The organism is Nostoc cf. commune SO-36, from assembly GCF_023734775.1.
GTDB lineage: Bacteria > Cyanobacteriota > Cyanobacteriia > Cyanobacteriales > Nostocaceae > Nostoc > Nostoc commune_A.
Map to the genome: position 1 here is coordinate 774,075 of NZ_AP025732.1, position 26,308 is coordinate 800,382.

The window sequence follows — 26,308 nt, forward strand, 5'->3', positions numbered from 1 at the left end:
GGGTACGCGAATTCGCTACCGCTACGTTAATGTAATTAAAAGGGTACATGAAAGTAATAACGAGATAAGGTGTGAGGCTGTTATATGCCTGAAGTCAATTCTCAAGAGATCATAAATAGTGCCGCTACTCTGGTAGAGAGCTATGCAGCAGGGAAACGAGACTTTAGTAAAGCAGAACTGGGTAATGCTGATTTGCGAGGCATTAACTTGAAAGGATCTGACCTCAGTTATGCTGACTTGAGTGAAGCTAACCTGATTGGCGCTAATCTCAGGGGAACTGACTTGAGCTTTGCCGATCTCAGTCAAGCTAATCTAAAGGATGCCGATCTTAGGGGAGCATTGTTAATGTCAGCGAATCTCCGCCAAGCCGAGCTACAAGGAGCGAAGTTGGAAAAAGCGGACTACGATCGCATTACCCATTTTCCCCAAGATTTCGACCCAGTGAAGGCGGGTATGCAGATTAAAATGATTGATTAACAGTGTAGAGACGTAGACTGTGCTAAATCTCTACAAGAGTTCTGGATAATGCATATTTAATTTTAGTGATCCTCCTTGCCTCTAGATAGAAGATATTTCCCCCAAAAGAGTTGTATTTTGGTGATAAAGCCTATCTGTGAGGTTGACAATGGAGGCAAAGAGTGAAATTCTCAACCAACGCGCACCGCTAATTACGGCTGGAATTTTTCTTGGTGTGGGTCTTGGAGGCTTTATTGATGGAATTTTACTGCATCAGATTCTCCAGTGGCATCACATGCTTAGTAACATTCGACCTTTGACCAACACGGCGAATATAGATTTGAACATGGTATGGGATGGCTTATTTCATACCTTTAATTGGGTATTTACTGTGGTAGGGCTTGTGTTGCTATGGCGTGCTGGAGGACGTGATGATGTTCCTTGGTCATCGCAGACCTTTATTGGGTCAATACTGATTGGAACTGGGTTATTCGACTTGGTTGAAGGTTTAATTGACCACCAAATTCTCGGTGTCCATCATGTGAAATCAGGCCCAAATGAGTTAGCTTGGGATTTAGGATTTCTGGCACTCGGTGCGCTACTTGTTTTTATCGGCTGGATAATGATAAAAAAGACAAGAGTTATTAGTCATTTGTAATTGGGCATGGAGCATTGGGCATTGGTTAATAATAAACATAGTTTTTCTCCCCCTGCTCCCCTCTCCATTCCCCACTCCCCACTCCCCCTCTATGACAGATACTTTTGAAAAAACTAGTTGGAGTTGGCAACTTTCTCAATTTCAACAGCAAGCGGGAGAATGGTGGGAATACCAGTTTTACCGCTTTGAACAAGCTCTACCAAAATTACCTACTGGATGGTCGATTAGCCCTTGGCTAGTTGAATTGCTAAAATTCTTATTTTGGTTAGTACTAGCCTTATTTATAGCTTGGGTGGGTTGGCGATTATGGCGAGAATTTAGTCCTTATGTATATTCTTGGCTAAATAAAAGTGGCAATCTCAATGATTTTCGCGTAAAAACTCGCTCTAATGAGTCATCCATAGCCCTTTTGTTGGAGCGATCGCAACAATTTTACCGTCAAGGTAACTACCGTGAAGCTTGCCGTTGTCTTTATTTAGCAATGTTGCAGCAGTTGGATAAAAATGCGATCGCACCCCATAAACTCAGCCGCACAGATGGAGAATATCTGCAATTACTGCGATCGTCTGTGACTCCTATACAGCCTTATGAAACTTTAATTACGACTCACGAGCAATTATGTTTTGGTAATGCTGAAATTTTGCCAGACAATTATGAGCAGTGTCAGCAAGCTTATCGGGAAATTTCCCCAGAATGAAGAGAAGGCGGGGATACTATCACGACATACATAGCTCAAAAAATCAATACTTTTAGTGAAAATTAATAACAAAGTCAGAAAAAGCGAGAGATAGGCACAAAGACTTATCCTCGCTTTTTGATTATTTAAGCTGTGAGAGTTGCGATCGCTCGATCCACAGCTTCTAAGGCAGTGTTTACTTCTGCCTCTGTGACAATCAGTGGTGGCACAAACCGAACTACTTTTGGCCCAGCTGGCACAAGCAATACACCCTCGTTAATGGCAGCATTGACAACATCGGCTGCGGTTAGCTCAATGTTGGCTCGCAACTCCAAACCGTTGATTAAACCCCAGCCACGAACTTCGCCAATGTGCTGAGGATATTTAGCTGCGATCGCTCTTAATCCAGATCGCAATTGTTCACCCCTGTCTTGCACATTCTGCAAAATATTTTCCCGTTCCAACGTCTGGCAAACACTGAGTGCTACACCACACACAAAAGGATTTCCGCCAAAGGTGCTGGCGTGTTCTCCTGGTTGAAAAACGTCGCAGAATTTCTTGCTCATCATTGCACCGATGGGGATACCGCCACCTAAGCCTTTGGCACTGGTGAAAATATCCGGTTCAACGCCGAGATGTTCGTAACCCCATAATTTGCCACTGCGTCCCATGCCAACTTGCACTTCATCAAAAATCAATAAAATGCCAGTTTCGTCGCAAATCTGCCGGAGCTTTTTGAAATAGGCAACATCTCCAGGACGCACGCCGCCTTCTCCTTGCAATGGCTCAATCAAAATTGCCGCTACCCGGTAATCGCCTTCATCCAACTCACTAATCGCCACTTCCACAGCGTTAATATCGTTGTAATTTACGTAGTGGAACCCAGGCACTAAAGGATCAAAATATTTTTGATACTTCGGTTGTGCAGTGGCGGTAACTGTTGCCAAAGTCCGCCCGTGGAAACTCGCATGGGCGGTTAAAATAATTGGTTTTTCAATTTCTAATACTGTATGAGCATATTTCCGCGCCAGTTTAATTGCGGCTTCGTTAGCTTCAGCTCCAGAATTGCAAAAAAATACGCGATCGGCACAGGAATGATTAACAAGCCATTTTGCCAATTCACCTTGTTCAGGGATGTAGTACAAATTAGAAACGTGGTGCAGCTTCTGGATTTGGCGTGTTACCGCTTCTACCATCACTGGATGGGCGTGTCCTAAAGTACAAGTGGCAATTCCCGCTACAAAGTCCAGATATTCTTGTCCCTGTGTATCCCAAACCCGGCATCCAGCACCCCGTTCTAAGGCTAAAGGAAACCTGCCGTAGGTAGACATGACAGCTTCATTAAAGCTATCTGTATCAAAGGGACTAGATGCTGACCCTGAATCTGGGGGGATGGTGGCTTGGTCAACGAGAGTTTGTAGGCTCACTACCGCTCCTCCTGAAAGTTTTTCATTATATAGTTATTTACTAGTTTCCTAGAAACCCCTCAAAAATACTTTTTATTTAGCACAACTCGTACTTGTTCTTAGGCTAACGCTTATATCACCTCAAAGTCCTGGCAGTGGTGAAAAAATTTTGTACTCAACCCTTGAGCTTTAAATATTACCAGCATTAAAAATCTGCTCTGCGGTTAAATTCAATTCTGGCAAAGTGGGTGAAATAATGCGTTGTTTACTGCCGCAGGCATCGCTTCCACGAAACAAGGAGAGCTGGTATTCGAAAAATAAAATAATTTCCTCGTGGTCGCCTGTCGGTGGTGGCGTCTCGATTACTACTCCATCGTGTAATTCGTAGCGTTTATTTGAGTTGTCGGGGTATTTAGTGATAAATTCTTCAAACGTAACTAGTTTTCTTTGTAGGGCTTGAGTCATCGGTTAATCCTCAAAGTGAAACTGATATTAGCCGAAATTCAGGAGGCAGTAGGAATCCACGCACAGCCGCTTACTATGAGTCAATTTGATTAATTTTACATTGCGTAACTTAGTTTGATTTATTATTGTCCACTTACTTAGTTTCAATATACTAAAAAGGACGAATGCCAAAAAGTTAGCAGAAAACGAGAAAAATTAGGTTAAAAGTACTATTTTTACTTCATTCTCAACACTTGAGCACAAATATCAACGTATCCAAAAGGAATTAATGGCTGGGGCGATCGCTCTCGGCGGTGTTTTCCTAATTGGTACTTTGTGGTATTGGTTAGTTGAAGGCTGGGCATGGGAAGATGCAGCTTATATGACAGTCATCACTCTCGCAACTGTGGGATATGGAGAGACGCATCCACTGGGTAGCCGAGGACGATTGTTTACCATTGCCCTGATTTTGTTGGGTGTGGTTAACATCGGTTACATTGTCAACAGATTTACAGAAGCGATCATTCAAGGCTACTTTCAAGAAGGAATTCGGCTACAGCAACAGAGGCGGTTAATGGAATCCCTAACAGAACACTACATCATTTGTGGATTTAGCCGCACTGGTCGTCAAATTGCCAAAGAATTTCGGGCAGAAGACGTACCTTTTGTAGTGATTGATTCGGAAATGGAATCTGTGCAAAGGGCGCAGACAGAAGGTTACACAGCATTTCAAGGTGACGCTACCCTAGATGATACACTTCTGAAAGTCGGCATTGAACGGGCAATGTGTATTGTTGCCGCACTCCCTTCAGATGCCGAAAATTTATACATTGTATTATCAGCCAAAACACTCAATTCAGCAATTCGGGTGATTGCCCGAGCAAGTACAGAAGAGGCTTTGCAGAAGTTACGACGCGGTGGTGCAGATGAAGTTATATCTCCCTATATTACTGGTGGGAAGCGCATGGCTGCGGCGGCTCTTAGACCCCAAGTATTGGACTTTGTAGACGGGATTTTGACAGGTGCAGACCGCCAATTGTATATGGAAGAATTTTTACTCGACCCGGCTTTTTGTCCTTTCGTGGGTCAGAGTTTGCAGAAAGCGAGATTGCGATCGCAATCTGGAGCATTGGTTCTAGCAATTCGCCGCGTTGATGGCACTTTAATCGGTGGCCCCACTGGCGATACGGTGTTAATGCCGGGAGATCGGCTAATTGGTATGGGTACAGCAGAGCAATTGCGTAGCCTTAACCAAATTCTCGGCCCAATTGGTTCTCAAAAATTGCGTAAACCTAAAAATAATAACTGATAAAAAGATTAAACGATTCAAAATTATTTTTTAGGCTTGAATTCTTGATGTTTATCAGCACTAGATGATCTCCACCAAATACTAAGGACACACAGCTGTTTGTCCGTACAGAATACCGTTAACATTCGCAACCATAAGCTAAATTCTATATCAGACTAAACCTGGTATAATTACGGATAAAAAGCGGAGATTTTTCTAGTTCACAGTTAATGAATTGTTCTGTGCTGAAGTGGATTTAGCTCTGTATTCAGTTACTTATAAATAAAACTCAAAAATTATCATGAACTTGAATTTACAGAGGTTCTTTGATGCCTGCGATCCTAGTAGAACTTTAGTACTAGCAAATTCAGAAGATAAGCTGTACTACATTGACTTTGCTGCTGTGCGGGGTGGCAAAATTATTGATGCCTTGAAGCGAACTATCACTCGATTATCTCCAAATAAACCCACCTGTCAATTATTTACTGGACATATAGGTTGTGGTAAATCTACGGAGTTATCGCGGTTGAAAACAGAGTTGCAAAGTGAGGGATTTCATGTAGTTTACTTTGAATCTACTGAAGATTTAGATGAAACAGATGTAGATATTACAGACATCATGCTGGCGATCGCCCGGCGAGTAGGTGAAAGTTTAGAGCAGATTAACATCACTTTGCAACCCCAAGGTTTTAAATCTTTCCTCACTGGAGTATGGGAGTTTTTGCAAACACCAGTAGTTGTGTCAGCTGAAACTGAAATGCTGGGAGCTAAAATCAAAGGTAGCACTGAAGGTCAATTAGAGTTTTCTCTCCCGGCAGGTATTGGCAAAATCACGGCGAAAACGAAAGATAGCCCCAAATTGCGTTCTAAATTAAGGCAGTATTTAGAACCGCAAACCAATAGAATTTTGCAATTTATTAACGAAGAGATTATCCAAGTTGCCACTGAGCAACTCAAGCAACGCGGTCAAAAAGGACTGGTGGTAATTATTGATAATCTGGATCGAATAGACAATCGACCGACTTCATCAGGGCGATCGCTACCAGAATATCTTTTTATTGAGCGGGGGGAACAGTTACGCAAACTAAATTGCCATTTGGTTTATACTTTACCGCTATCGTTGATTTTTTCTAATGAGTGCGAAGCGCTAAAAAACCGCTTGGGTGGTGGAGTTGACCCGAAAGTTTTACCGATGATCCCAGTGCAACTCAGAGATGGAACTGAGTATTTTGACGGAATGGAGTTATTGCAGCAGATGGTTTTGGCTAGAGCCTTTCCAGATATTCAGCCAGAGGAACGACTAGGATTAATTACCAAAGTTTTTGATTCGCCTGATACATTAGATCGGTTGTGCAGCGTTAGTGGTGGTCATGTACGAAATTTGCTAGGAATGCTGTTTCGTTGTCTGCAAGAAGTAGATCCGCCAATTTCTCGAAATATCCTAGAAGCTGTAATTCGGGATGCGCGCCGATCGCCCTCACACTTTCCGTTGACGATCAAGAATGGGATTTGCTGTTTCAGGTAGTGCAAGAGCAGAGAGTCAAGGGAGACAAAGAATACCAAACTCTGTTGTCGTAGCTTGTTCGTCTTTGAATATCAGGATAGTCAAGGGCGCTGGTTTGCTCTGAATCCGCTTTTGACAGAAACAGCAAAATTTAAGTTGTGGCAGTCAGCCAAGGAAATGAGATTATGGCTGAATCAGACGGACTAGAAAAATATCTTGCCAGATAATGAGCGATCGCTGCGAACACTAGCACGCACACTCAAACTAACTCAAAAACGATTTTCCTTAATTTTGGTGCGGTGTAATTACACTAGCTTGCGAGAGCAGATACTCCAACGGTTACGCCAGGAATGCACTGCTGAATTTACCGAATTAGTTCTACCGTCATCTACCACAAAACTTTATAGCAGCATTCTACAGCAAGTAGAAAATCAGCCCCCAGCCGCCTTGATGATTTTGGGTTTAGAGTCAGTTCAAGCACTCGACGATCTACTTGTTGCTGCGAATAAAACGCGAGATAAATTCAAGAGTGATTTTGCCTTCCCCATAATATTGTGGGTTTACAGATAGGATACTGCATAGGTTGGGGCGGTTGGCACCAGATTTCAATAGCTGGGCTAGTCCACCGATTCAATTTACGATTTCAGCCGATGATATGGTGAATTCCTTGCGCCAAAAGGCAGAGCAAGCTTTTACTGGTGATGCTGACTTTAGTTTAGATGGTTATGACCTCAAAGCTGTGCAGCAGGATTTAGCGAGTGATCAACAAGAATCAGATCCAGAACTCCAGGCTAGTTTGGCATTTATGTTGGGCTTGCTGGACTATAGAAATAATCGGCTAGATTTGGCGATCGCACATTATCAGCAAAGCTTGACTTTTTGGCAGCAAAATAACAATTTACATCGGCAAGGAATATTACTGCTTAATATCGCCTTAGCATATTACAGCAAAGCCGAACAGAAGCGCACAGAAAATCAAATTTATTGGGAAGAAACGAGAAATTACCTCCAGCAAAGCCTAGAGGTTTTTGAACAGGCTCAACATCGAGAGTTAGTTGCTAAACATATTAATCAACTGGGCGAAGTTTTGCGCCGTTTAAAAGCTTGGGAAGAACTACATCAACTAGCTCACAAAGCACTAAAACTGCATCAAAACTATGACCTTCCCAACCAAGTCGCTCAAGATTATGGCTTTTTAGCAGAAGTTGCCCTAGAACAGTCACGCTGGAATGATGCTCATGAATTGGCTCAAAAAGCTCTAGAAACATTAGAGACAGTTCCTAACTTTCTACCGCAAGAAAAAGGACTATATCACTTTCTTTTAGCAAAAAGCTTGCGAAACTTGAGTCAAGTTAATGAAGCTGTCAACATCTTAGAAACAGCCAGAAATGAAACTCAGCCTCAATATAATCCGCTGCTTTATATTCAGATATTGGAAGAATTGCATAGCCTTTACTTTGAGCAAAAACAATACGAAGGAGCATTTCAGCTTAAGCAGAAACAGCGCGAAATAGAGAGCCAATATGGGTTTAGAGCTTTTATCGGGGCAGGACGTTTACAGCCACGACGACAAGTAATTAACTCAGAAAACTCACCCAATCTACCATCAAAACACATCGTTGAGGAAGTTGTAGCCGCTTTTGGACGACAGCAGGATATTCAAAGTCTCCTCCATCGCATTGGTAGAACAGATTATAAACTAACTGTAATTTACGGACAATCGGGAGTGGGTAAAAGTTCGATTGTGCAGGCTGGGTTATTGCCAGTACTACAACTTACTTCATTTGATGGGTTAGAAACTCTACCGATTTTAGTACAAGTTTATACTGCTTGGGAAAGTGAATGTGGCAAGCGTTTAACAGAAAAACTGGAGGAAGTGAGAAGCATCCGGTTATCTGAACCAATTGAAACATCAGCAGCAATTATTGAACAGTTACAGCAAAATGAAAATCGTAATCTGTTAACAGTGCTAATTTTTGACCAGTTTGAAGAGTTTTTCTTCACTTACAAAGACCAAGCCAGCAGAAGACCTTTTTATGACTTTTTGCGCGATTGTCTAAATATTTCTTATGTAAAAGTTATCTTGTCACTCAGACAGGATTATCTACATTACTTATTAGAGTGGAGTCGCACTACAAAGTTGCCAATTATCGACGACGACATTCTGCATAAGAATATTTTGTACTACTTGGGAAATTTTACCCCAGCAGTTGCCAAATCTGTCATTCAAAGCTTTACAGAAAACTCTCAGTTTTACCTAGCGCCTGATTTGATAGATGCACTAGTAGAAGATTTAGCAAGTGAGTTGCGAGAGGTGCGTCCTATGAGTTGCAGGTGATAGGCGCACAACTGCAAACAGAGAAAATTACAACGCTGGAACAGTATAGAAAAAATTGGTTAAAAGAAAAACTGGTAGAGCGATTTTTAGAAGAGGTTGTTAAAGATTGTGGTTTAGAAAATGAACGTGCTGCTCAGTTAGTGTTGTATTTGCTGACAAATGAAAATAATACTCGTCCTTTAAAGACTCGTGCTGAATTAGAAAAAGATTTAGGAACAGAGGCGCAAAATTTAGACTTAGTGCTTCAGATTCTTGTAGGTTCGGGGTTAGTATTTCGAGTACTAGAAACACCTGCTGATCGCTATCAGTTGGTGCATGATTATTTAGTACCATTTATTCGCCAACAACGCAGCGCAGAATTACTGGCAAAAATCAAAGAAGCAGAAGAAGAAAAACAGCGTATGCAAGCAGAACTAAATAGAGTTCTGCAAAAGCAACTAAAAGATGCACGAAGAACTGGAATTGGATTTGCGGGATTAGCCGCTCTAGCTAGTGGGTTTGCGATCGCCTCTTTCCTGGCATTAATTAGTGGTAATAATTCTGAGCTAAACGCCATGAGCGCAGTTTCAAACGGGCGTTTAGCTGCTTATCAAGATATGGAGGCGCTGATACAAGCGATAAAGGCAGGAAAACAGCTAAAATCGTGGTGGAAAATTGGAATTAAAGATAATACGAATAAACAGGTAGTAGCAGCTTTACAATCAGCAAGTTATGGAACTCGAGAGAGCAATACACTAGAAGGACATGGTGCTGCTGTTAACATTGTTAGTTTCAGTCCTGATGACAAGTTAATCGCCTCTGGTAGTGATGACAAAACAATAAGACTGTGGAAGCCTGATGGTAGTGAAGCAATTGAAAAGCCTCTTGAACATACCAAAAGCGTTACTACTCTAAGTTTTAGCCCTGATAGCAATATGTTGGCTTCTGGCACTCAGGATGGGATTGTGAGGCTTTGGAATATTAAGGGTGAATTAATTAAAGAATTTGATAATTATCAAAATATCAAAACTAATACTAAAACTAGTTTTGATAGCAAAAAAAATACTTTAAGTGTAAATACAAGTCAACAAAACCAAAATAATGAGGGTAAATCTAGTACAGATCCTGATGATAAGACAAAGAGCATAATCAATATCATTTTTAGCCATGATGGGCAGATGATAGCTTCCGCTAGCAAAGACGGTATACTAAAAATCTGGAAAATTAATGGTGAATTAATTAAAGAATTTAAGGATACCGAAGGTGAGATTATAAATATTAGTTTCAGTCGCGATAAAAATAAAATTATTTATATAAATATAAATAATAACGGAAATTATGTAAGAACTTGGGATATTTATACTAAAAATAGCACGTATATTAAAAACATTAAATTTAACACAGATATTATTGGTGTTGTATTAAGCAACGATGGAAAAATAATTAATTCTTTAGGAAACTATAATTTAAAGCTGTGGCATAGTAATAGTAATGCAAGAGAGAATATATTATTTTTTTTAGAAAATGATAAAAAATTTAGCCCAGAAACTGGAATTTTGGCTTCTTCTTACAATAATAACATTTCACTATCTTTACCAAATTCTCTTAATAACGAGTATATATACTTTGAATCACTTATTGGGCATACACAGAAGATCACAAGCGTTAGTTTAAGTCTAAATGGCAAAATGCTTGCTTCAGGAAGTGAAGACAACACAGTAAAACTATGGAATATTGAACGTAGGGATTTTAAAACCTCTGATGATAGTGAAGCTAAAAATGCCAGTTTTAGCCCAAATGATCAGATAATAGCTTCTATCAGTAAGAATAATCAAGTGCAATTTTGGCAGCATGATAATAAAGCTCTGCTCACAACTCTTCCAGGTAGTAATTCGGCAGTTAGTTTTAGCAAATCCGATCACACGCTAGTAGCATCTGCGAGTCAAGATAAAACAGTGCAACTCTGGCAACAGAATGGTAAGTTTCTGGCTACTCTTCGGGGAGAAGTTATAGATGGAAGTTTTAGTTCCGATGGAAAAACCATTGCTCTCATTAGTAACGATGACTATAGTGTGAGCTTATTTGGAAATAACGGACAATCAATCTCGAATCTCAAAGGACATAAAGGCAGGGTTTACAAAATCTGTTTCAGCCAGGATGGACAAACCATCGCTACAGCTAGTGAAGATAAAAGTATCAAACTTTGGAAACGAGATGGCACGCTGCTGAAAAAACTGGAGGGCTATGGTATTCCAATTAAAAGTATGAGTTTAAGCCCTAATGGACAAAATTTTGTCATCTTAGATGTTGATAACACTGTGAAATTTTTAGGATGGGATGGCAAATTGATTAAGACTCTCCAGGGACAAGGTAGTAGTTTGATAGAAATTGATTTCAGCCCTGATGGAGAAATAATAGCAATTAGTAATCTATATGATGATAAAAATAAGACACAACTCTGGAAAAGTGATGGCACTTTTTTTCCAATGATTCCGAAAAATAAAAATGAGAGTATAAACAAAATAGCTTTCAGTTCTGATAATAAAACTATAGGCGTTCAATATGACAACAATATACGATTATGGGGGCGTGATGGAACTCTACTTGGAACTATTGCTTATCGAAGTGATATTTCCCGCAAGGTAAATGATGAGACGTTATACAATATAGTTTTTAGTTCTGATAATCAAACGATAGGGATTGAATATCAAGCCTATATACAAGTCTGGAGGCGTGATGGTACTCTACTTCAAACTGTTGATACCTCAGATAGTATTCATAAGATAGATTCTCAAACATTGGTTACTTTTGGAAGTGGTAATGGAGTAAAATTTTGGAGCAATGGCAAATTGATTCGTACAATCCCTGATAAAAATCAGAGTAACAACAATCAAAAATCATTCGATGGTAAAATTTTAGCCACTATCAAAAGCAAAAACGAAGTAGAATTAGAGACAATTGACGATAAGCAAATTAAAAACTTAGTAAGCTTAAGACAACAGTCAGGTATGAATCGGATCAGTAAAATTAACTTTGTTCCGAAGAGTGACATACTAGCTATTAGTGGAGAAAATGATGCTGTAAAACTCTGGAAAATTGAGAAGAATGCACCTGTAGCAACGCAGCTTTTAGATCCTTTCAAAATAGATCCTATTAAAAGGCATAGCGATGAAATTACCAGCGTGAGTATTAGCCCTAATGGTAAGATGATTGCTTCAACCAGTAAAGATAAAACTCTTAAGCTCTGGAACATAGATGGTACTTTCATTAAAACAATACCTGAAGCCGATGAAGTCAATAGCGTTAGTTTTAGCCCTAATAGTGATATCATCGCCTCAGCTAGTGATAAAGATATCAAACTTCTTAGACGGGATAATGGCACATTAATCAAACCTCTTAAAGAGCATACTAATAGAGTCAACCGTGTAATTTTCAGCCATGATGGGAAAACAATTGCTTCAGCTAGCGAAGATCAAACTGTTAGACTCTGGAAGCTTGATGGCAGTTTTATTAAATCACTTAAAGAAAGCTACCCTGTCACTGATCTTAGTTTCAGCCGCGATGACAAGATGATTGCTTCAGCCACTAGAGAAACAATCAAGCTTTGGAGTGTTGACGATGGTGAAGTACTCAGTACTTACCAACGTTTCGGGAAAGGAGATGTAAATTTTAGTCCTGATGGTAATAGCATAGCTGCTACTGGTAATAACGCAGTTGCAGTGTGGGATTTTGATTTAGATAAACTCCTCAAGAAAAGTTGTAAGTTGGTGCAAAATTATCTAAAGAATAACCGAAGTGTAAATGAGAGCGATCGCAAGCTATGCGATGATATTCTTACTGATAAATCAAGTAATATTTCAACACCTGATCCTTGACTAATAATCGATTTCTTTCCATCCATGCATGGATGCTATGCCTTTTGTAACCCATTCGATCACAATTGGGGGAGCTTCTGATATCAAAATGCTAGGATAAACTGCTGCACCCCAATCGGGATGAACTAATACACGGCATTGATTTTTAATCACTGGATAGTTGAGCAAAGCTTTGACAACTGCTGTGTCATCGTGAGGGATTGCTCCGGGATGAGACAGCAAAGGGTAGCCTGTACGAGGATCGATCAGGTCTGTAAGATAGCCGCGATCGCGCAGATTAAATGCTAAATCGCAGCCAAATCTCATAAACTTTTCTCGTAAGCGTTCTTTCTCTGACTCTACTTCTGCTGTCTTTTCGATTAATTCATAACGCGATCGCTGTAAGACAATCACTACTCGTAAAAATGGCTGCCGTTTCCAATCTGGTAATATCCGTTCGCAGTTGGCACAGATATATTGACTGGGAGGATGAATTGAAATTTGAACCGCTTGTCCCGTTTCACCAACTAAATTAATGGGACAGGCTTGCTCCGAAGTGTAAACCTTGGGATAGTTCACTAAATTGATTCGGCTTATGCAAGTTTTTTAATTTAATCTCCGGTATAGATAATAGCTCTTAAAAGTTCCAAAAAATCATCAATTTTTTATAAAATGTTGCTTTTTTTGTAAGCAGTTGCTAATAATTTGATAATTTTAATCCGAATTTTATCCTTTATTAACCTGTTGTAACATGATTTGCTGCGATCGCTGTAGGCATTGGCATACATTCAGCATAGCGGGCTACGCCTACGCTCTTAATATCTCTTCGATCAAAATGCCAAAAAATAACTTCCATCTCAGAGAATTTGCAGTAGGGTTACACAGTTAGCTATGCAACCCTACGAGGATTCATATTCATCTGTGGTTAGTTGCTTTTTTCTGTACCTTACTTTTGCTGGAACCGTTATAAGCTATGCAGTCTACTTTCGATAGGACTCAATTAATTGAGTTTTAAAGAATTCACCGGCACTTCATCCCAAGAATTAACTGTCCGCAATTGCGCTACCCAACCTGCTGCCTTTTGCGTCTCGGTCAAATTATTCTGAAATGAATCATGGCAATCTTTGGCTTGAGATTCATTACAAGTCGCAATACAGGCATGAATCATCCCAGACGGATCAATTTGCTCGTTTACCCAAATAGTCATGAAATATTCCCTCAAAAACTGTAGCGAAAAAACCTATTCGTCATTTTAGAATACTATTAGAGCCAAAAAATGTAGAGCAAAATCGGTAACAATTAGTGAAGTAATCCCAATTACCGATTACTAATTTACATTATCCAGTTCCGCTTCATCTGGTAGGCAGATAAGATTTATCACCTCTTTCGTAGCGACGGCGGTAAAGTAATTCTAACTGTCCACCATATTCTTGAATCCAGGCAATCTGTCGCTGGTAGAGTCCCCGGAAGGTATTGGCAAATAAAAGTGTAAAGATTGCGACTACTAACCCTGATGCTGTCGATACTAAAGCTTCACTAATTCCAGATGTTACACCTGCTGTTTTAGTACCTCCCACATCTCCGATATTTAGAGAGGCAAAGGAGTTAATTAATCCTAAAACAGTGCCGAGAAGTCCCAACAGGGGCGCAAGACCAATAATTGTCTCAAAAATATTTTGGGAACGCTTGAGTAAGGGGATTTCGCCTTGGGCTTCACTTTCTAATGCCAAACGAAATTCCTCTGGTGTCGGCTCTTCCAATTCTAAAGCTGCTAAAAAAATTCGAGAAATAGGTAAGTCAGCATTTTTCTGCAACTTATCTAAAGCACCAACTACATTATCAAGACGATAAAGCTGTAGTACCTCTCGCACTACCTTATTTTGGCGATTATTGATCCTTACCCAAAAGATGATCCGTTCGATAATCAGCGCCACACCTAACAAAGAAAACCCCAGCAGAGGCCACATTACTATGCCACCTGCTATAAACAGATTACTAATTTCCATCTACTATTTTTTAACTCCCCAACAACGCTAGATTAACAGATCGTTGAGATGGAGCAGTTTAAGGCTGCATTGTAGTTACAGCAACTTTTGGGCTATCCTCAGTTTGGCCGATCGCGATCGCGGATTTTTCCCAATTTCCTCTTCTTGAGCAATAATCGGTTTTTTTGTCAATACCTTTAACAAAGGTGAATTTCTTAAACCATGTTTCACCGGGCGATCTTCCAAACTGTGAAAACTGATAATTGCAATTCTACCACCAGGGACAAGGGCATTTGGGGCTTTATCTAAAAAGGTTTCTAGTGATTTTAACTCATCGTTGACGACAATTCGCAGAGCTTGAAAAACGCGAGTTGCTGGGTGAATTCTCCCATAACGGTATTTTGGGGGAACAGAAGAAGCGATCGCATCAGCCAATTCTGTAGTCGTGTGTAACGGTCGGCGTTCTACAATACGACGAGCAATGCGCCGCGATAATCTCTCTTCACCGTACTTAAAGAAAATATCTGCTAATTCTGCCTCATCCCAATTATTAATCACATCAGCAGCAGTTAGCGATCGCCCCCGATCCATTCTCATATCCAAATTTGCAGCTTGGCGAAAGCTGAAACCTCGTTCTGCTTGGTCTAAATGGTAAGAACTTACCCCCAAATCGGCTAGGATACCATCGAAAGTGTTGGGGGGAAACTCGTAGTCAGCAAAATTGCTATAAATAAATTGTATGCGATCGCTAAACTCTGCTAATTCTTTCTTTGCAGCAGCTAAAGCGTCTTCATCTTGGTCAACTGCCGTTACCCGCACATCTTCAGCAGCTTCTAAAATTAGGCGACTGTGACCACCACCGCCTACTGTTACATCTAAATAATGTCCGCCTGGACGAACCGCCAAACCCTCAACTACCTCTCGTCCCAAAACGGAAATATGAGAAAAAGCTAGTTCTTCTAAATCTAACGGCGTTTGTGAATCTGATTTCATCTTTAATTTTATTATTGATAAATAAATGAGATGGACTAATTTCTTAGTATTGCTGCTATAGATTTAAACCGCGTGTATCTTAAAACCTGTAATTCTTCGGTGATGAAAAGGATTTGCCCTCGTCCCCCAACCTATCCCCCAGATTTAGGATTCGGGGAGCCAGAATTTCAAAGTCCCTCTCCCAAATATGGGAGAGGGATTTAGGGTGAGGGCAAAAACTAGGGTTCTCAACTTAGATGAGGTTTAATTATCTGATTTGTAAGAATTGGCTTTTTTAACGAACCACAGAGGCGAAGAGAACGCAGAGAAAATAAAATAGAGAAGATTCATGATTTAGGGCTGTCACACTGTAACAGGGCTGACAGTATGACAAGCACCCCATTTCTGCGCTGACACTACGCAATATTTTACTTAATCCTCCCAAAGTCTTGGCTCAGGAATACTATCTAAGTCCAAGTTTAACAGTGGCTCACTAAACACAACAGGTTTCCCTTCAGCGTTGAGAAAGTCGTCTTCATCCTTTAACAGTTGCTTCTTCAATTCATTACAAAATTCAATTTCATTTTTGATTTCAATATACTTTATTAAATTTTTTCGGATTATCTCCTTCCTCGCTACATTATCATCAGCATCTACTAAATTTTCACTGGTTCCTTCCAAAATACTTTCCTGTAAACGCTCTTTAAGAGCATTTCTTCTTTCATTTAGCCAATTTATTGTTGAGTGTACTTCTTCATGTATACTTTTCTGATTTTTCTCGTGCATCTAACAACCCCTAAATAATTAAAGCTTTTTTAACCTATAAATTTTACTACTGATGATACTTTAATCACATCTTCAGTACTGTGAGTGGGTCTGTTTATAAATATAAATATCTGTTGGCTGTATACGTACCATTCGCCTTAGACACTAACTTATACAAGATTGAACAGGATTTAACAACATCAAGATTTTAAATGGAAAAAGAGATTAGATGAAAAAAAACCTGTGCCTCAATCCCTTGCATATCAAGCTTCCCTATAATAATTGAAGAGGTGCAACGAAATTAAACAATTACAACACCTTCGCTGCTATCCTCTCTCCAACATAACCCTGTAGAGTCAAAATTATATAGATTGCCCCTACAAACCTCATTTTGGCAGACTAGATAAATCGGCTGTGGTTGGCATCTAGGCGGTTCAATTCAAAATTTTCACGAACGGAGAACACAAAATCTATGACCAGACTAGAAACCCGCACTGAACCAATGGTGCTAAACATGGGGCCACACCACCCCTCAATGCACGGGGTTCTGCGGCTAATCATGACTCTGGATGGCGAGGATGTTGTTGACTGTGAACCGGTCATCGGCTATTTGCACCGAGGAATGGAAAAAATCGCCGAGAACCGTACTAATGTAATGTATGTCCCTTACGTTAGTCGCTGGGACTACGCGGCGGGAATGTTCAACGAAGCCGTCACTGTCAACGCCCCAGAAAAACTTGCAGGTGTCGCTGTCCCCAAACGCGCTAGCTACATCCGCGTCATCATGCTGGAGTTGAACCGTATCGCTAACCACTTGCTGTGGTTTGGCCCCTTCCTCGCTGACGTAGGCGCTCAAACTCCCTTCTTCTACCAGTTCCGTGAGCGGGAGATGATTTATGATTTGTGGGAAGCTGCTACAGGTTATCGGATGGTGAATAACAACTACTTCCGCATTGGTGGGGTAGCAGCCGATTTACCTTACGGTTGGGTAGATAAGTGTCTGGAATTTTGCGAGTACTTATTACCCAAAATTGATGAGTACGAACGCTTAGTAACTGATAACCCCATCTTCCGGCGACGTGTTGAGGGACTTGGTACTATCACCCGTGAAGAAGCAATTAACTGGGGACTTTCTGGCCCAATGTTACGCGCATCTGGCGTGCAATGGGATTTGCGGAAAGTTGACCATTACGAATGCTACGACGATTTCGACTGGGATGTGCAGTGGGAAACCGCCGGGGATTGCTTTGCCCGTTACGTAGTGCGGATGCGGGAAATGCGCGAATCTGTGAAGATTATTCGCCAAGCAATTAAAGGACTTCCTGGCGGCCCTTACGAAAATCTGGAAGCCAAGCGTTTAGCCGCAGGTAAAAAATCCGAGTGGGACGCATTTGATTACCAATTCATTGGTAAAAAGGTTTCTCCCACTTTCAAGATGCCCAAGGGTGAAATCTACGCCCGTGTAGAAAGTGGTAAAGGTGAATTAGGAATTTATTTGGTTGGCGATGATAATGTCTTCCCTGCACGTTGGAAGATTCGCGCCGCAGATTTCAACAATCTCCAAATTGTTCCACATTTACTGCGCGGCATGAAGGTTGCAGATATTGTGGTTATTCTCGGTAGTGTTGACGTAATTATGGGGTCTGTGGATAGGTAAAAAATATCTATCCAAGTATTTTTTAGAGCAGTTGTATTACAGTGCAACTGCTCTATTTTTTTACAGTTCAGTTAAGTATTTCTAAAGTTGCATATTTGCGGAATGATTTTACTGTTTTTGTGGGATGGGCATCTTGCCATTTATGTCAACTTAAGTTGAAAGCCCTTTCAAATCTAGTTTCCAGCCCAGAGGCTGGAAATACAACTCAAAAGCGGCTCTGCCGCCAGCAAGGGAGGCAGCCCCAAGGACGGTATTCCCAGTCGGAGCAGGGGAACGAGAGAAGGAGGCAATATCTAAAAGCTAGTTATAGGCTGGCTTTCACGTTAAGTTGACACCAATGCCATCCCGCAAATATGCAACCCCTGATTTTGAATTCTTCTTTAACTCACATCCCGATTTTTGTTAACAACTTGGGTTTGGTAGTGACGCCATTTTTCTTGTTGACGCGCTCTTTTTTCCTCGGTAAGACTATCAAAACAATACGCACAAGAGATACCTTGCTCATACTTTGGAGATACCTTATCTTCTTCAGAAATTGGTCGCCCACAACAAAAACACCGCTCACAATTCCCTTCCTCTAACCCATGACTGACGGCTACCCGCTCGTCAAAAACAAAACATTCCCCTTCCCATAAACTTTCTTGTGCTGGAACTTCCTGCAAATACTTGAGAATGCCACCTTTGAGATGATAAACTTCTGAAAAGCCTTGGGCAAGCATGAAGGATGAGGCTTTTTCACAGCGAATGCCGCCTGTACAAAACAGAGCAACCTTTTTGTGTTTAGTTGGGTCAAGATGCTTTAGCACATAATCGGGGAACTCGCGGAATGATTCAGTTTGGGGATTTTCCGCTCCTTGGAAAGTACCGATATTCACCTCATAATCATTGCGGGTGTCAATCACGGTTACTTCTGGATTAGAAATTAAATCATTCCATTCCTGGGGACTGACATAGATGCCAACTTGCTCATTTGGGTCAATTTCAGGCAACCCCAAAGTAACAATTTCTTGCTTTAACCGTACCTTCATCCGCTCAAAGGGCGGGTTTTCGGTATAGGACTCTTTATATTCTAAGTCTGCTAAACGGGGGTCAGAACGCAGAAAACAGAGAACAGAGTCAATCGCCTGACGCGAACCCGCAATTGTACCATTAATGCCTTCTTGCGCCAACAAAATTGTCCCCTTAACACCTTGCCCTTGGCAGTAAGACAGCAGAGGATCTCGTTTCTCGGCAAAATCTGGCAATTTGACAAATTTATACAGTGCTGCCACAACTTGGATATTTTCTGGCTTCATCCTTTTGGTAATGGAACAATATAAGTTAGAATAACAAGGGCAATCAAAGTTACCTACTATTTTAATAGTATGGGGGTTTAGCTCAGTTGGTAGAGCGCCTGCTTTGCAAGCAGGATGTCAGCGGTTCGAGTCCGCTAACCTCCATTAAATGTAAGGGATTTGCAAAAAATAAATTATCCCAAATTATTTGAAGATTTGTAAGGGCGCAAGGTATTCTACCCCTACATTGGCGGAGCGTCCCGCAGGGATGGGATGTTTTTTAACTAAGTAGGTGGGTCTAAGCCTTCCCGCAGAGTACGAAGTGTTCGCGGAGCTTCTCTAAGAGTTCCGTTGCTACGCTTCACTTCGTTCCGCTCACAATGACATCTTAATATTTAATTGCGTCTACTTACTTAAAAGTCTCTAATTTATAGGAAGATGCGTAGCCTGCCGCAGGCTATGCCTAGGGTGTTGACTCTGTGCCTTTTTAGAAGTCAACAAATCATGCAAAATATGTGTAGTCATTGCGAGCAATGACATCTTAATATTTAATTGCGTCTACTTACTTAAAAGTCTCTAATTTATAGGAAGATGCGTAGCCTGCCGCAGGCTATGCCTAGGGTGTTGACTCTGTGCCTTTTTAGAAGTCAACAAATCATGCAAAATATGTGTAGTCATTGCGAGCTTTGCGAAGCAATCGCAAAATCTCTGGGATTGCTTCGCAAAGCTCGCAATGACACAAAAATAGTATGAGTCAAAAACGCCCAAATTTTCATCAAAGTCAACAGCCTAGGCTATGCCTACGGACATTTACATAAATCAAAGCCCCATCCCTTGATAGGGAATGCGGTTTTTTCCTTGGTAGGCAAGGAGTTAGGCGAGATCCAATACCATTTAACTTTAATAATGATACAAATATGCTGGTAAGGGCATGGCAATGCCATGCCCCTACGATAAATCTATGTGTAAGCTGTCGCGCATTTAACTTGACACCAATGGCAAGATGCCCACCCCACAAGAGATTCATTTTTTTGAGGATGCAAATTAAAAGATTTTTAGCTTATCAGGCTTTTCGTGAATTGGTATAAGTTAGTATTGCGTCCAATTGTCTCTGTTGAAAGCCGTACTTAGTTAGAGAAATCTCTACATATATAAAGAAAAGAAGTCAACTGTGACTTAACAGCACTAAGGTAATTTTGATCGTTCAAAGCTTGCGAAGGTAATTTTTTAGCACTGACAGCAGCCTTAACTAAATCTTCCGCAACAATATTTATAGTGATTGTCATTTGAATGAGTATGGGCGCACAGATGGGCGCTTTTAATTGTATGAGCAAAGGGGAAAATAGGGCGATTAAATATTGCTACAATAAGCATCTTAGTTAGCATCTCCAGAGCCAGTTAATTTTTATATAATTTAGGGGGTTGTTTGAAAAAGCGTCCATTAGGGTTAGTGGCAATTGTTCTTTATAAATCGTTTACTGCTTTTCTGCTTCTGGTTACTTCAATTGCTTTATTATTGACATTAAAAAATTATCAAACTCTAGAGGCTTTTTCAGAAAATTATGTTTTAGAAGGTAAATCAATAATCATTGATTTGCTTCTAAATAAAGTTCTTAATTTAAATCCTAGAACTCTGGCATTTAGCGGGATTGGAGCCGGAATATATGCTATTGTTACTATTATTGAAGCCATTGGTTTATGGTACGAAAAGCGTTGGGCACATCTTTTAGTATTGGGACTTGTTGGTATCAGTATTCCACTAGAGATTTATGAATTAATTCAGGGAATATCTGCTATAAAAATATTCATATTTTTGTTGAACTTAACAGTGTTTGGCTATTTATTACGAAATTTTCCTAAACATCCAAACTAATTTTTAATTCGCTACTTGAGTTCTATCCTTAGACAAGTAAAACTGAGCGATGTTTGACAACAAGAGGCTGCGGGTTTACGCAAAGCAAGACTTCACGTTGTACAATCGCTACAAATACAATCTGGAGAGCGACTTGCCTAGATCGATTCAGTCTACTCAACCACCACTAAAATTTATTCCCCAACGGTTGAACCCGTTGATACTCCAGATTGTTCGGTGGTTACTGCCGATCGCACTACGGTTTCGCACTCGCCCTTGGCTACAAGCTGGTATTGTCAAGGTTGAAGCGAAGAATGTTGAGGTATTAGCTGAACTTTATCAACAATTCCAGTCTGGAAAAATTCGCTTTCTGTTGGCATTTCGCCACCCAGAGGTGGAAGATCCCCTTTGTATGCTGTATTTGCTTTCCCGCATTGTGCCACAGATTGCTCGTCAGGAAGGTATTACATTACAATCTCTTGTTCACAGCTATTTTCTTTATGACCGGGGTATGACGGTTTGGGCTGGGAAGTGGCTGGGTTGGTTGTTTTCACTGATAGGAGGAGTACCGGTTCGTCGGGGTAAGCGAATAGATCGGCAAGCAATCCAAACTGCACGGGAGTTGTTTGCTAATGGCGAACTACCGATCGCAGTGGCACCAGAAGGCGGTACTAATGGTCATAGTGGTATTGTTAGCCCCTTAGAACCTGGTGTTGCTCAATTAGGGTTCTGGTGTGTAGAAGACTTACAAAAAGCTAATCGGACTGAGACTGTAATTATTGTACCGATCGCCATCCAGTATCGCTACGTTGAGCCACCTTGGTCTAAACTGGATTGGCTGTTGACTAAGTTGGAAGCTGATAGTGGTTTGGAAGTTAAGGAAATCGATTTGGGCGATGCCTGGGTTGGGCTACGCCGCGAAGAGATTTACTATCAACGCCTCTGTCACTTAGTTGAATATCTTATTACTGAGATGGAAGAGTTTTATCGTCGCTTCTATCATCAAGACATCCCAAAAACCATTTCAATTGATGAAAAACTACACCCACAAGGGGATGGAGTTTTTGGGCATGGGGAAGAGTCACCAATGCCCAATGCCCAATGCCCCAAGTCGGCGGGCGGTTATCCCTCTCCACCCACAAGGGGATTGAGTTTCCCGCCGACTTTCGATGAATCTGCTAGTCATAATCAGATATTAATTGCTCGACTCCATCGGTTACTAGATAAGTCTTTACAAGTTAGTGAGCAATATTTTGGCGTTCAAGCGCAGGGTAATTTTATCGATCGCTGTCGGCGCTTAGAAGAGGCTGGTTGGAATTACATTTATCGGGAAGATTTGCCAGATATCAATGGTTTACCAGCTTTCAAACGCGGTTTGGCAGACTGGATTGCCCAAGAAGCAGACTTGCGAATGCGACACATGCGGATAGTGGAAAGTTTTGTTGCAGTCACAGCTACTTATATTCAGGAACAACCGACAGCAGAACGGTTTGCAGAAACAGCCTTGCTTATATATGATATGCTTTCCCGAATTCAGGATACAACACTTCCGGGACGACCTCGGTTAGGTTTGCGACAGGCACAAATCACTGTGGGAGAGCCAATTTCAGTTACAGAACGCTCTCAAAACTGTCAAGGCGATCGCTTGGCAGCTAGAGAAGCTGTGAGCGATTTGACAAGAGATTTGCAGCTTGCTTTGGAAAAAATGATTGGTTGATTACCTGAATTATAAATTTTTGCTTTAGTTCTCAAATCGCTTGCACAAATATCAATCCTAATGCTGACAGATGCCTCAGCTAGGCTTGTCCTAGACATCGTTTCTCTCAACGTCAAGATATTATGTACTCGAACACCGTGCAGCTTGAGGTTTTGCATGAAAGTAGCAGTTTTCGGTACAAAAGCCTACGATCGCAAGTTTTTATCAACTGTAAATTCTCCCACCCAACACGAGTTAGTGTTTTTTGAACCCCGTTTAAATCGGGATACTGCTATCCTTGCTGCCGGATTTCCCGCAGTTTGCGTATTTGTACATGATCAGGTTGATGCCCCAACTTTAGAGATTCTCGCCTCACGGGGAACTCGCCTGGTTGCTCTTCGCTGTGCAGGGTTTAACAATGTAGACTTACAAGCCGCAGCAGATTTAGGAATTACCGTTGTCCGTGTTCCCGCCTATTCACCTTATGGGGTAGCAGAACACGCTGTCGGATTGATTTTGAGTCTAAATCGCAAAATTCATCGTGCCTACAACCGTGTTCGAGAAGGTAATTTTTCTTTAGATGGACTGTTGGGATTCAATTTACATGAGCGCACAGTGGGGATTATCGGCACTGGCAAAATTGGTCTGATTTTAGGACAGATTATGAAGGGGTTTGGCTGTCAGCTACTCGCATTCGACGTTTATCGCAATCCCGAATTGGAGGCGCTAGGTGGAAAGTATGTAGAACTACCTGAGCTATTTGCCAACTCTGATATTATCTCCCTGCATTGTCCCCTGATTCCTGAAACGCATCACTTGATTGACACTAAGGCTATAGAACAAATTAAGCCAGGTGTAATGCTAATTAATACTAGCCGAGGAGCGCTGATTGATACCCAAGCAGTGATTGAGGGATTGAAGTCTGGTAAAATTGGCTATCTTGGTGTGGATGTCTACGAACAAGAATCAGAATTGTTTTTTGAAGATTTGTCTGGTGAAATTATTCAAGATGATATTTTTCAGCGTCTGACAACGTTTCCTAATGTACTCATTACCGGACATCAAGCCTTTTTTACAGCAGAAGCTCTCCACAATATTGCAGAAACAACTTTTGCTAATATTAGCGATGTTGAAGAGGGTCGTACTTGTGCAAATGAAATTCGCGCTCAACTGCCAGCTAATATAAGCTAACGCTTGGCGAAAAGCCTTACCCAATTCAAAATGCTCATGACTTCACCAGGATTAGGACTAACTTGTAAAAGACTCCAATCCCCAACATCTCCGGGAATAAGCGATCGCAAATTCTATTCCCTAAAAAGTGGGCGATGTATTGAAATTGTTGTAAAAACTGGCAATATACCCTGTAAATGCCTGGTATTTAGTTGCTAACACAGAAACTGCGATCGCATTATACCAATTCTTTATGAAGCTGCATAGAATTCGATCCCCCCTAGCCCCCCTTAAAAAGGCTACCGTGTATACACAACTCGAATTACCCCCCTTAATCCCCCCTTTCCAAGGGGGGAAACCGGAAAATCTAGTTCCCTCCCCTTTCCAAGGGGAGGGTTAGGGTGGGGTAAAACCCTGGTTAATCAGCTATTTCAGACTTGTGTATACACGGTAGCCTTTATAAGGGGGGAATTCAAAGTCCCCCAATTTATCGGGGGATTTAGGCGGATCAAGATATGTGCAACTTCACATTAAATTGGTATTAGTGCGTAGGCGCTAGCCCGTCGTAGACATCGCACACATTGCACACAACATAATTCTCCATCAAATCAAAAAAGGCGTAGAAGTTCTGCTTCTTGTCGCCAGACATCGCCTTTTTTCTGTCTAAGATGTCATTATCTCAAGGTTTATGCTCAACTTGATAGCTCACCGAGTGGTAGGTAACACACAAACTATCCTATGATGAGTAGATTTGATAATCTGATGTCTGACTATGGCTGCTAATACTACTGACTTGGAGAAACGTTTATGGGAAGCAGCAGATGAGTTACGCGCTAACTCCAAGCTAAAATCTAGTGAGTATTCCATCCCGGTACTGGGGTTAATTTTCCTCCGCTACGCTGACTGGAAATTTACCCATGCTGAGGAGGATCTGAGAAATACAGGTAGTAAAAGACGTGGAGTTACCAAAGCAGACTACCAAGCAAAGGGTGTAATGTATTTGCCTGATGCTGCTAGATTCTCTACACTGCTGAATTTACCAGGAAGCGCAGATATTGGCAAGGGAATCAATGATGCCATGCGTGCCATTGAAGCAGAGAATGAAGAATTAAAGGATATTCTTCCTAAAACTTATAATCGCCTCGAAAACGACCTGTTATTTGATTTGCTGAAAAATTTTAACAAAGTCGAATTAGGCACAGATTTATCAGGGGATGCTTTCGGGAAGATTTATGAATACTTCCTGGGTAAATTTGCGATGACTGAGGGACAGAAGGGGGGAGAATTCTTTACTCCTATTTCTGTGGTGAAATTAATTGTCGAAGTCATTGAACCATATCATGGACGAATTTATGATCCTGCTTGTGGAAGTGGTGGTATGTTTGTCCAAAGTGCATCTTTTGTTGAAAGACACAAGAAGAATCCCAGCACAGAAATTAGTATTTATGGGCAAGAAAAAGTAGGTGAAACTGTCCGCTTATGTAAGATGAACTTGGCGGTACATGGACTTGCAGGGGATATTCGCCAGAGCAATACTTATTATGAAGACATTCACGAGTCAGTAGATACATTTGACTTTGTGATGGCAAATCCACCTTTTAATGTCGATAAGGTGGACAAAGAAAAAATCAAAGGAGATCCGCGTGTTAGTAAATTAGGAATGCCCAAAGCAGATAATGCTAATTACTTGTGGATTCATTTTTTCTGGAGTGCATTAAATGAAACAGGTAGGGCAGGATTTGTGATGGCTAATTCTGCCAGTGATGCGCGAGGAACTGAGTTAGAAATTCGGCAGAAACTTATCCAATCTCATGCAGTCGATGTGATGATTGCTGTTGGTTCTAATTTTTTCTACACTGTTACTTTGCCCTGTACTCTGTGGTTTTTGGATAAGGGGAAAGCAGAGACTATCCGCAGGGATAAGGTATTATTTCTGGATGCTAGGCACATTTACCGTCAAATTGACCGCGCACATCGGGAATTTAGCGCCGAACAGATTGAATTTTTGGCGAATATTGTCAGGTTATACAGAGGTGAAGCGGTAGAGACTAGCGATGGAAGTCAAGCTTTGCTGGCGGAGAAATTTCCGCAAGGGCAATATATTGATATAGCTGGACTTTGTAAGGTAGCAACTTTAGAAGAAATCGCCGCGCAGGGATGGAGTTTAAACCCTGGACGTTATGTGGGTGTTGCGGAACGGGTAGTGGATGATTTTGTTTTTACTGAGAAGTTGGAAGAGTTGAATGAAGAATTGGAAGTTTTGAATCTGGAAGCGAGGGAATTAGAGGAGAGAATTGCAGAGAATGTGGCAAAGTTGTTAGAACAAAGTTAATG

The 26,308-nt window shown here is 41.1% G+C and carries 19 protein-coding genes, 1 tRNA gene and 2 pseudogenes; 14 read left to right on the forward strand and 8 right to left on the reverse strand.

What is annotated here, in order from left to right; genetic code table 11:
* Window positions 1-84: 84 nt before the first annotated feature.
* The 3 genes from ANSO36C_RS03445 to ANSO36C_RS03455 all read left to right on the forward strand — a co-directional run bounded on the left by ANSO36C_RS03445 (window position 85) and on the right by ANSO36C_RS03455 (window position 1,811).
* Window positions 85-477 carry a pentapeptide repeat-containing protein gene (locus tag ANSO36C_RS03445; protein WP_251958392.1) on the forward strand — a complete coding sequence of 131 codons (393 nt, stop codon included), beginning with the start codon at window positions 85-87 and terminating at the stop codon, window positions 475-477.
* Between the two features lie 148 nt (window positions 478-625).
* Window positions 626-1,114, forward strand: coding sequence for a DUF2243 domain-containing protein (locus ANSO36C_RS03450; RefSeq protein WP_251958393.1), 489 nt, complete (start codon window positions 626-628; stop codon window positions 1,112-1,114).
* 91 nt (window positions 1,115-1,205) lie between these two features.
* The gene (locus tag ANSO36C_RS03455; RefSeq protein WP_251958394.1) at window positions 1,206-1,811 is read left to right on the forward strand and encodes a DUF4129 domain-containing protein; all 606 of its coding nucleotides are present in this window, start codon (window positions 1,206-1,208) and stop codon (window positions 1,809-1,811) included.
* 125 nt (window positions 1,812-1,936) lie between these two features.
* Here ANSO36C_RS03455 and ANSO36C_RS03460 read toward each other — a convergent pair whose 3' ends face one another.
* Window positions 1,937-3,217 carry an aspartate aminotransferase family protein gene (locus ANSO36C_RS03460; RefSeq protein WP_251958395.1) on the reverse strand — a complete coding sequence of 427 codons (1,281 nt, stop codon included), beginning with the start codon at window positions 3,215-3,217 and terminating at the stop codon, window positions 1,937-1,939.
* Between the two features lie 276 nt (window positions 3,218-3,493).
* Window positions 3,494-3,661, reverse strand: a pseudogene (locus ANSO36C_RS34710) (Uma2 family endonuclease); the annotation flags it as partial.
* Window positions 3,662-3,929: 268 nt separating this feature from the next.
* On the opposite strand from ANSO36C_RS34710, the gene ANSO36C_RS03470 reads away from it, so the two are divergent.
* The 5 genes and pseudogenes from ANSO36C_RS03470 to ANSO36C_RS03490 all read left to right on the forward strand — a co-directional run bounded on the left by ANSO36C_RS03470 (window position 3,930) and on the right by ANSO36C_RS03490 (window position 12,624).
* Entirely contained in the window at window positions 3,930-4,949 is a 1,020-nt protein-coding gene (locus tag ANSO36C_RS03470; RefSeq protein ID WP_251958397.1) for a potassium channel family protein, read from the forward strand.
* A 280-nt stretch (window positions 4,950-5,229) separates the two neighbouring features.
* A pseudogene (locus ANSO36C_RS03475) lies at window positions 5,230-6,639 on the forward strand (P-loop NTPase fold protein).
* Window positions 6,640-6,648: 9 nt separating this feature from the next.
* A complete protein-coding gene (locus ANSO36C_RS03480) occupies window positions 6,649-7,002 on the forward strand; it encodes a hypothetical protein (RefSeq protein ID WP_251958398.1) in 354 nt (117 codons plus the stop codon).
* A 22-nt stretch (window positions 7,003-7,024) separates the two neighbouring features.
* Entirely contained in the window at window positions 7,025-8,770 is a 1,746-nt protein-coding gene (locus ANSO36C_RS03485) for an nSTAND1 domain-containing NTPase (protein WP_251958399.1), read from the forward strand.
* Window positions 8,767-12,624 (forward strand): WD40 repeat domain-containing protein, encoded by a 3,858-nt coding sequence (locus tag ANSO36C_RS03490; protein WP_251958400.1) that lies wholly within the window; start codon window positions 8,767-8,769, stop codon window positions 12,622-12,624. Before ANSO36C_RS03485 ends, ANSO36C_RS03490 begins: the two co-directional genes overlap by 4 nt.
* On the opposite strand, the gene ANSO36C_RS03495 is transcribed toward ANSO36C_RS03490, so the two are convergent.
* From ANSO36C_RS03495 to ANSO36C_RS03515, 5 genes are all read right to left on the reverse strand, one after another.
* On the reverse strand, window positions 12,625-13,182 hold the full coding sequence (locus ANSO36C_RS03495) for a methylmalonic aciduria and homocystinuria type D protein (protein ID WP_251958401.1): 558 nt from the start codon (window positions 13,180-13,182) through the stop codon (window positions 12,625-12,627). It lies immediately after the preceding gene.
* Window positions 13,183-13,603: 421 nt separating this feature from the next.
* A complete protein-coding gene (locus tag ANSO36C_RS03500; RefSeq protein WP_190913342.1) occupies window positions 13,604-13,810 on the reverse strand; it encodes a glycogen debranching protein in 207 nt (68 codons plus the stop codon).
* A 145-nt stretch (window positions 13,811-13,955) separates the two neighbouring features.
* The gene (locus ANSO36C_RS03505) at window positions 13,956-14,609 is read right to left on the reverse strand and encodes a MotA/TolQ/ExbB proton channel family protein (RefSeq protein WP_251958402.1); all 654 of its coding nucleotides are present in this window, start codon (window positions 14,607-14,609) and stop codon (window positions 13,956-13,958) included.
* Between the two features lie 75 nt (window positions 14,610-14,684).
* On the reverse strand, window positions 14,685-15,581 hold the full coding sequence (rsmH, locus tag ANSO36C_RS03510; protein ID WP_251958403.1) for a 16S rRNA (cytosine(1402)-N(4))-methyltransferase RsmH: 897 nt from the start codon (window positions 15,579-15,581) through the stop codon (window positions 14,685-14,687).
* A 411-nt stretch (window positions 15,582-15,992) separates the two neighbouring features.
* Window positions 15,993-16,346 carry a hypothetical protein gene (locus tag ANSO36C_RS03515; RefSeq protein ID WP_251958404.1) on the reverse strand — a complete coding sequence of 118 codons (354 nt, stop codon included), beginning with the start codon at window positions 16,344-16,346 and terminating at the stop codon, window positions 15,993-15,995.
* A gap of 451 nt (window positions 16,347-16,797) precedes the next feature.
* On the opposite strand from ANSO36C_RS03515, the gene ANSO36C_RS03520 reads away from it, so the two are divergent.
* Complete coding sequence (locus tag ANSO36C_RS03520) at window positions 16,798-17,982, forward strand: NAD(P)H-quinone oxidoreductase subunit H (RefSeq protein ID WP_251958405.1); 1,185 nt, start codon at window positions 16,798-16,800, stop codon at window positions 17,980-17,982.
* 380 nt (window positions 17,983-18,362) lie between these two features.
* Here the strand turns inward: ANSO36C_RS03520 and trhO are convergent, their stop codons facing one another.
* Window positions 18,363-19,277 (reverse strand): oxygen-dependent tRNA uridine(34) hydroxylase TrhO, encoded by a 915-nt coding sequence (gene trhO / locus ANSO36C_RS03525; protein WP_251958406.1) that lies wholly within the window; start codon window positions 19,275-19,277, stop codon window positions 18,363-18,365.
* 71 nt (window positions 19,278-19,348) lie between these two features.
* On the opposite strand from trhO, the gene ANSO36C_RS03530 reads away from it, so the two are divergent.
* From ANSO36C_RS03530 to ANSO36C_RS03550, 5 genes are all read left to right on the forward strand, one after another.
* Window positions 19,349-19,421: transfer RNA gene (locus ANSO36C_RS03530), tRNA-Ala, on the forward strand.
* 1,261 nt (window positions 19,422-20,682) lie between these two features.
* Window positions 20,683-21,129 (forward strand): DUF2127 domain-containing protein, encoded by a 447-nt coding sequence (locus ANSO36C_RS03535; protein ID WP_251958407.1) that lies wholly within the window; start codon window positions 20,683-20,685, stop codon window positions 21,127-21,129.
* A 133-nt stretch (window positions 21,130-21,262) separates the two neighbouring features.
* Window positions 21,263-22,825 (forward strand): lysophospholipid acyltransferase family protein, encoded by a 1,563-nt coding sequence (locus ANSO36C_RS03540; RefSeq protein ID WP_251958408.1) that lies wholly within the window; start codon window positions 21,263-21,265, stop codon window positions 22,823-22,825.
* 156 nt (window positions 22,826-22,981) lie between these two features.
* On the forward strand, window positions 22,982-23,995 hold the full coding sequence (locus ANSO36C_RS03545; protein ID WP_251958409.1) for a 2-hydroxyacid dehydrogenase: 1,014 nt from the start codon (window positions 22,982-22,984) through the stop codon (window positions 23,993-23,995).
* A gap of 751 nt (window positions 23,996-24,746) precedes the next feature.
* A complete protein-coding gene (locus tag ANSO36C_RS03550) occupies window positions 24,747-26,306 on the forward strand; it encodes a type I restriction-modification system subunit M (protein ID WP_251958410.1) in 1,560 nt (519 codons plus the stop codon).
* The last annotated feature ends 2 nt before the right edge of the window (window positions 26,307-26,308 follow it).

Coding starts and splice junctions, on each gene's coding strand:
- ANSO36C_RS03520 (WP_251958405.1), top strand. CDS start 16,798: ATGACCAGACTAGAAACCCGCACTGAACCAATGGTGCTAAACATGGGG.
- ANSO36C_RS03545 (WP_251958409.1), top strand. CDS start 22,982: ATGAAAGTAGCAGTTTTCGGTACAAAAGCCTACGATCGCAAGTTTTTA.
- ANSO36C_RS03450 (WP_251958393.1), top strand. CDS start 626: ATGGAGGCAAAGAGTGAAATTCTCAACCAACGCGCACCGCTAATTACG.
- ANSO36C_RS03445 (WP_251958392.1), top strand. CDS start 85: ATGCCTGAAGTCAATTCTCAAGAGATCATAAATAGTGCCGCTACTCTG.
- ANSO36C_RS03505 (WP_251958402.1), bottom strand. CDS start 14,609: ATGGAAATTAGTAATCTGTTTATAGCAGGTGGCATAGTAATGTGGCCT.
- ANSO36C_RS03470 (WP_251958397.1), top strand. CDS start 3,930: ATGGCTGGGGCGATCGCTCTCGGCGGTGTTTTCCTAATTGGTACTTTG.
- ANSO36C_RS03550 (WP_251958410.1), top strand. CDS start 24,747: ATGGCTGCTAATACTACTGACTTGGAGAAACGTTTATGGGAAGCAGCA.
- ANSO36C_RS03500 (WP_190913342.1), bottom strand. CDS start 13,810: ATGACTATTTGGGTAAACGAGCAAATTGATCCGTCTGGGATGATTCAT.
- ANSO36C_RS03515 (WP_251958404.1), bottom strand. CDS start 16,346: ATGCACGAGAAAAATCAGAAAAGTATACATGAAGAAGTACACTCAACA.
- ANSO36C_RS03455 (WP_251958394.1), top strand. CDS start 1,206: ATGACAGATACTTTTGAAAAAACTAGTTGGAGTTGGCAACTTTCTCAA.
- trhO (WP_251958406.1), bottom strand. CDS start 19,277: ATGAAGCCAGAAAATATCCAAGTTGTGGCAGCACTGTATAAATTTGTC.
- rsmH (WP_251958403.1), bottom strand. CDS start 15,581: ATGAAATCAGATTCACAAACGCCGTTAGATTTAGAAGAACTAGCTTTT.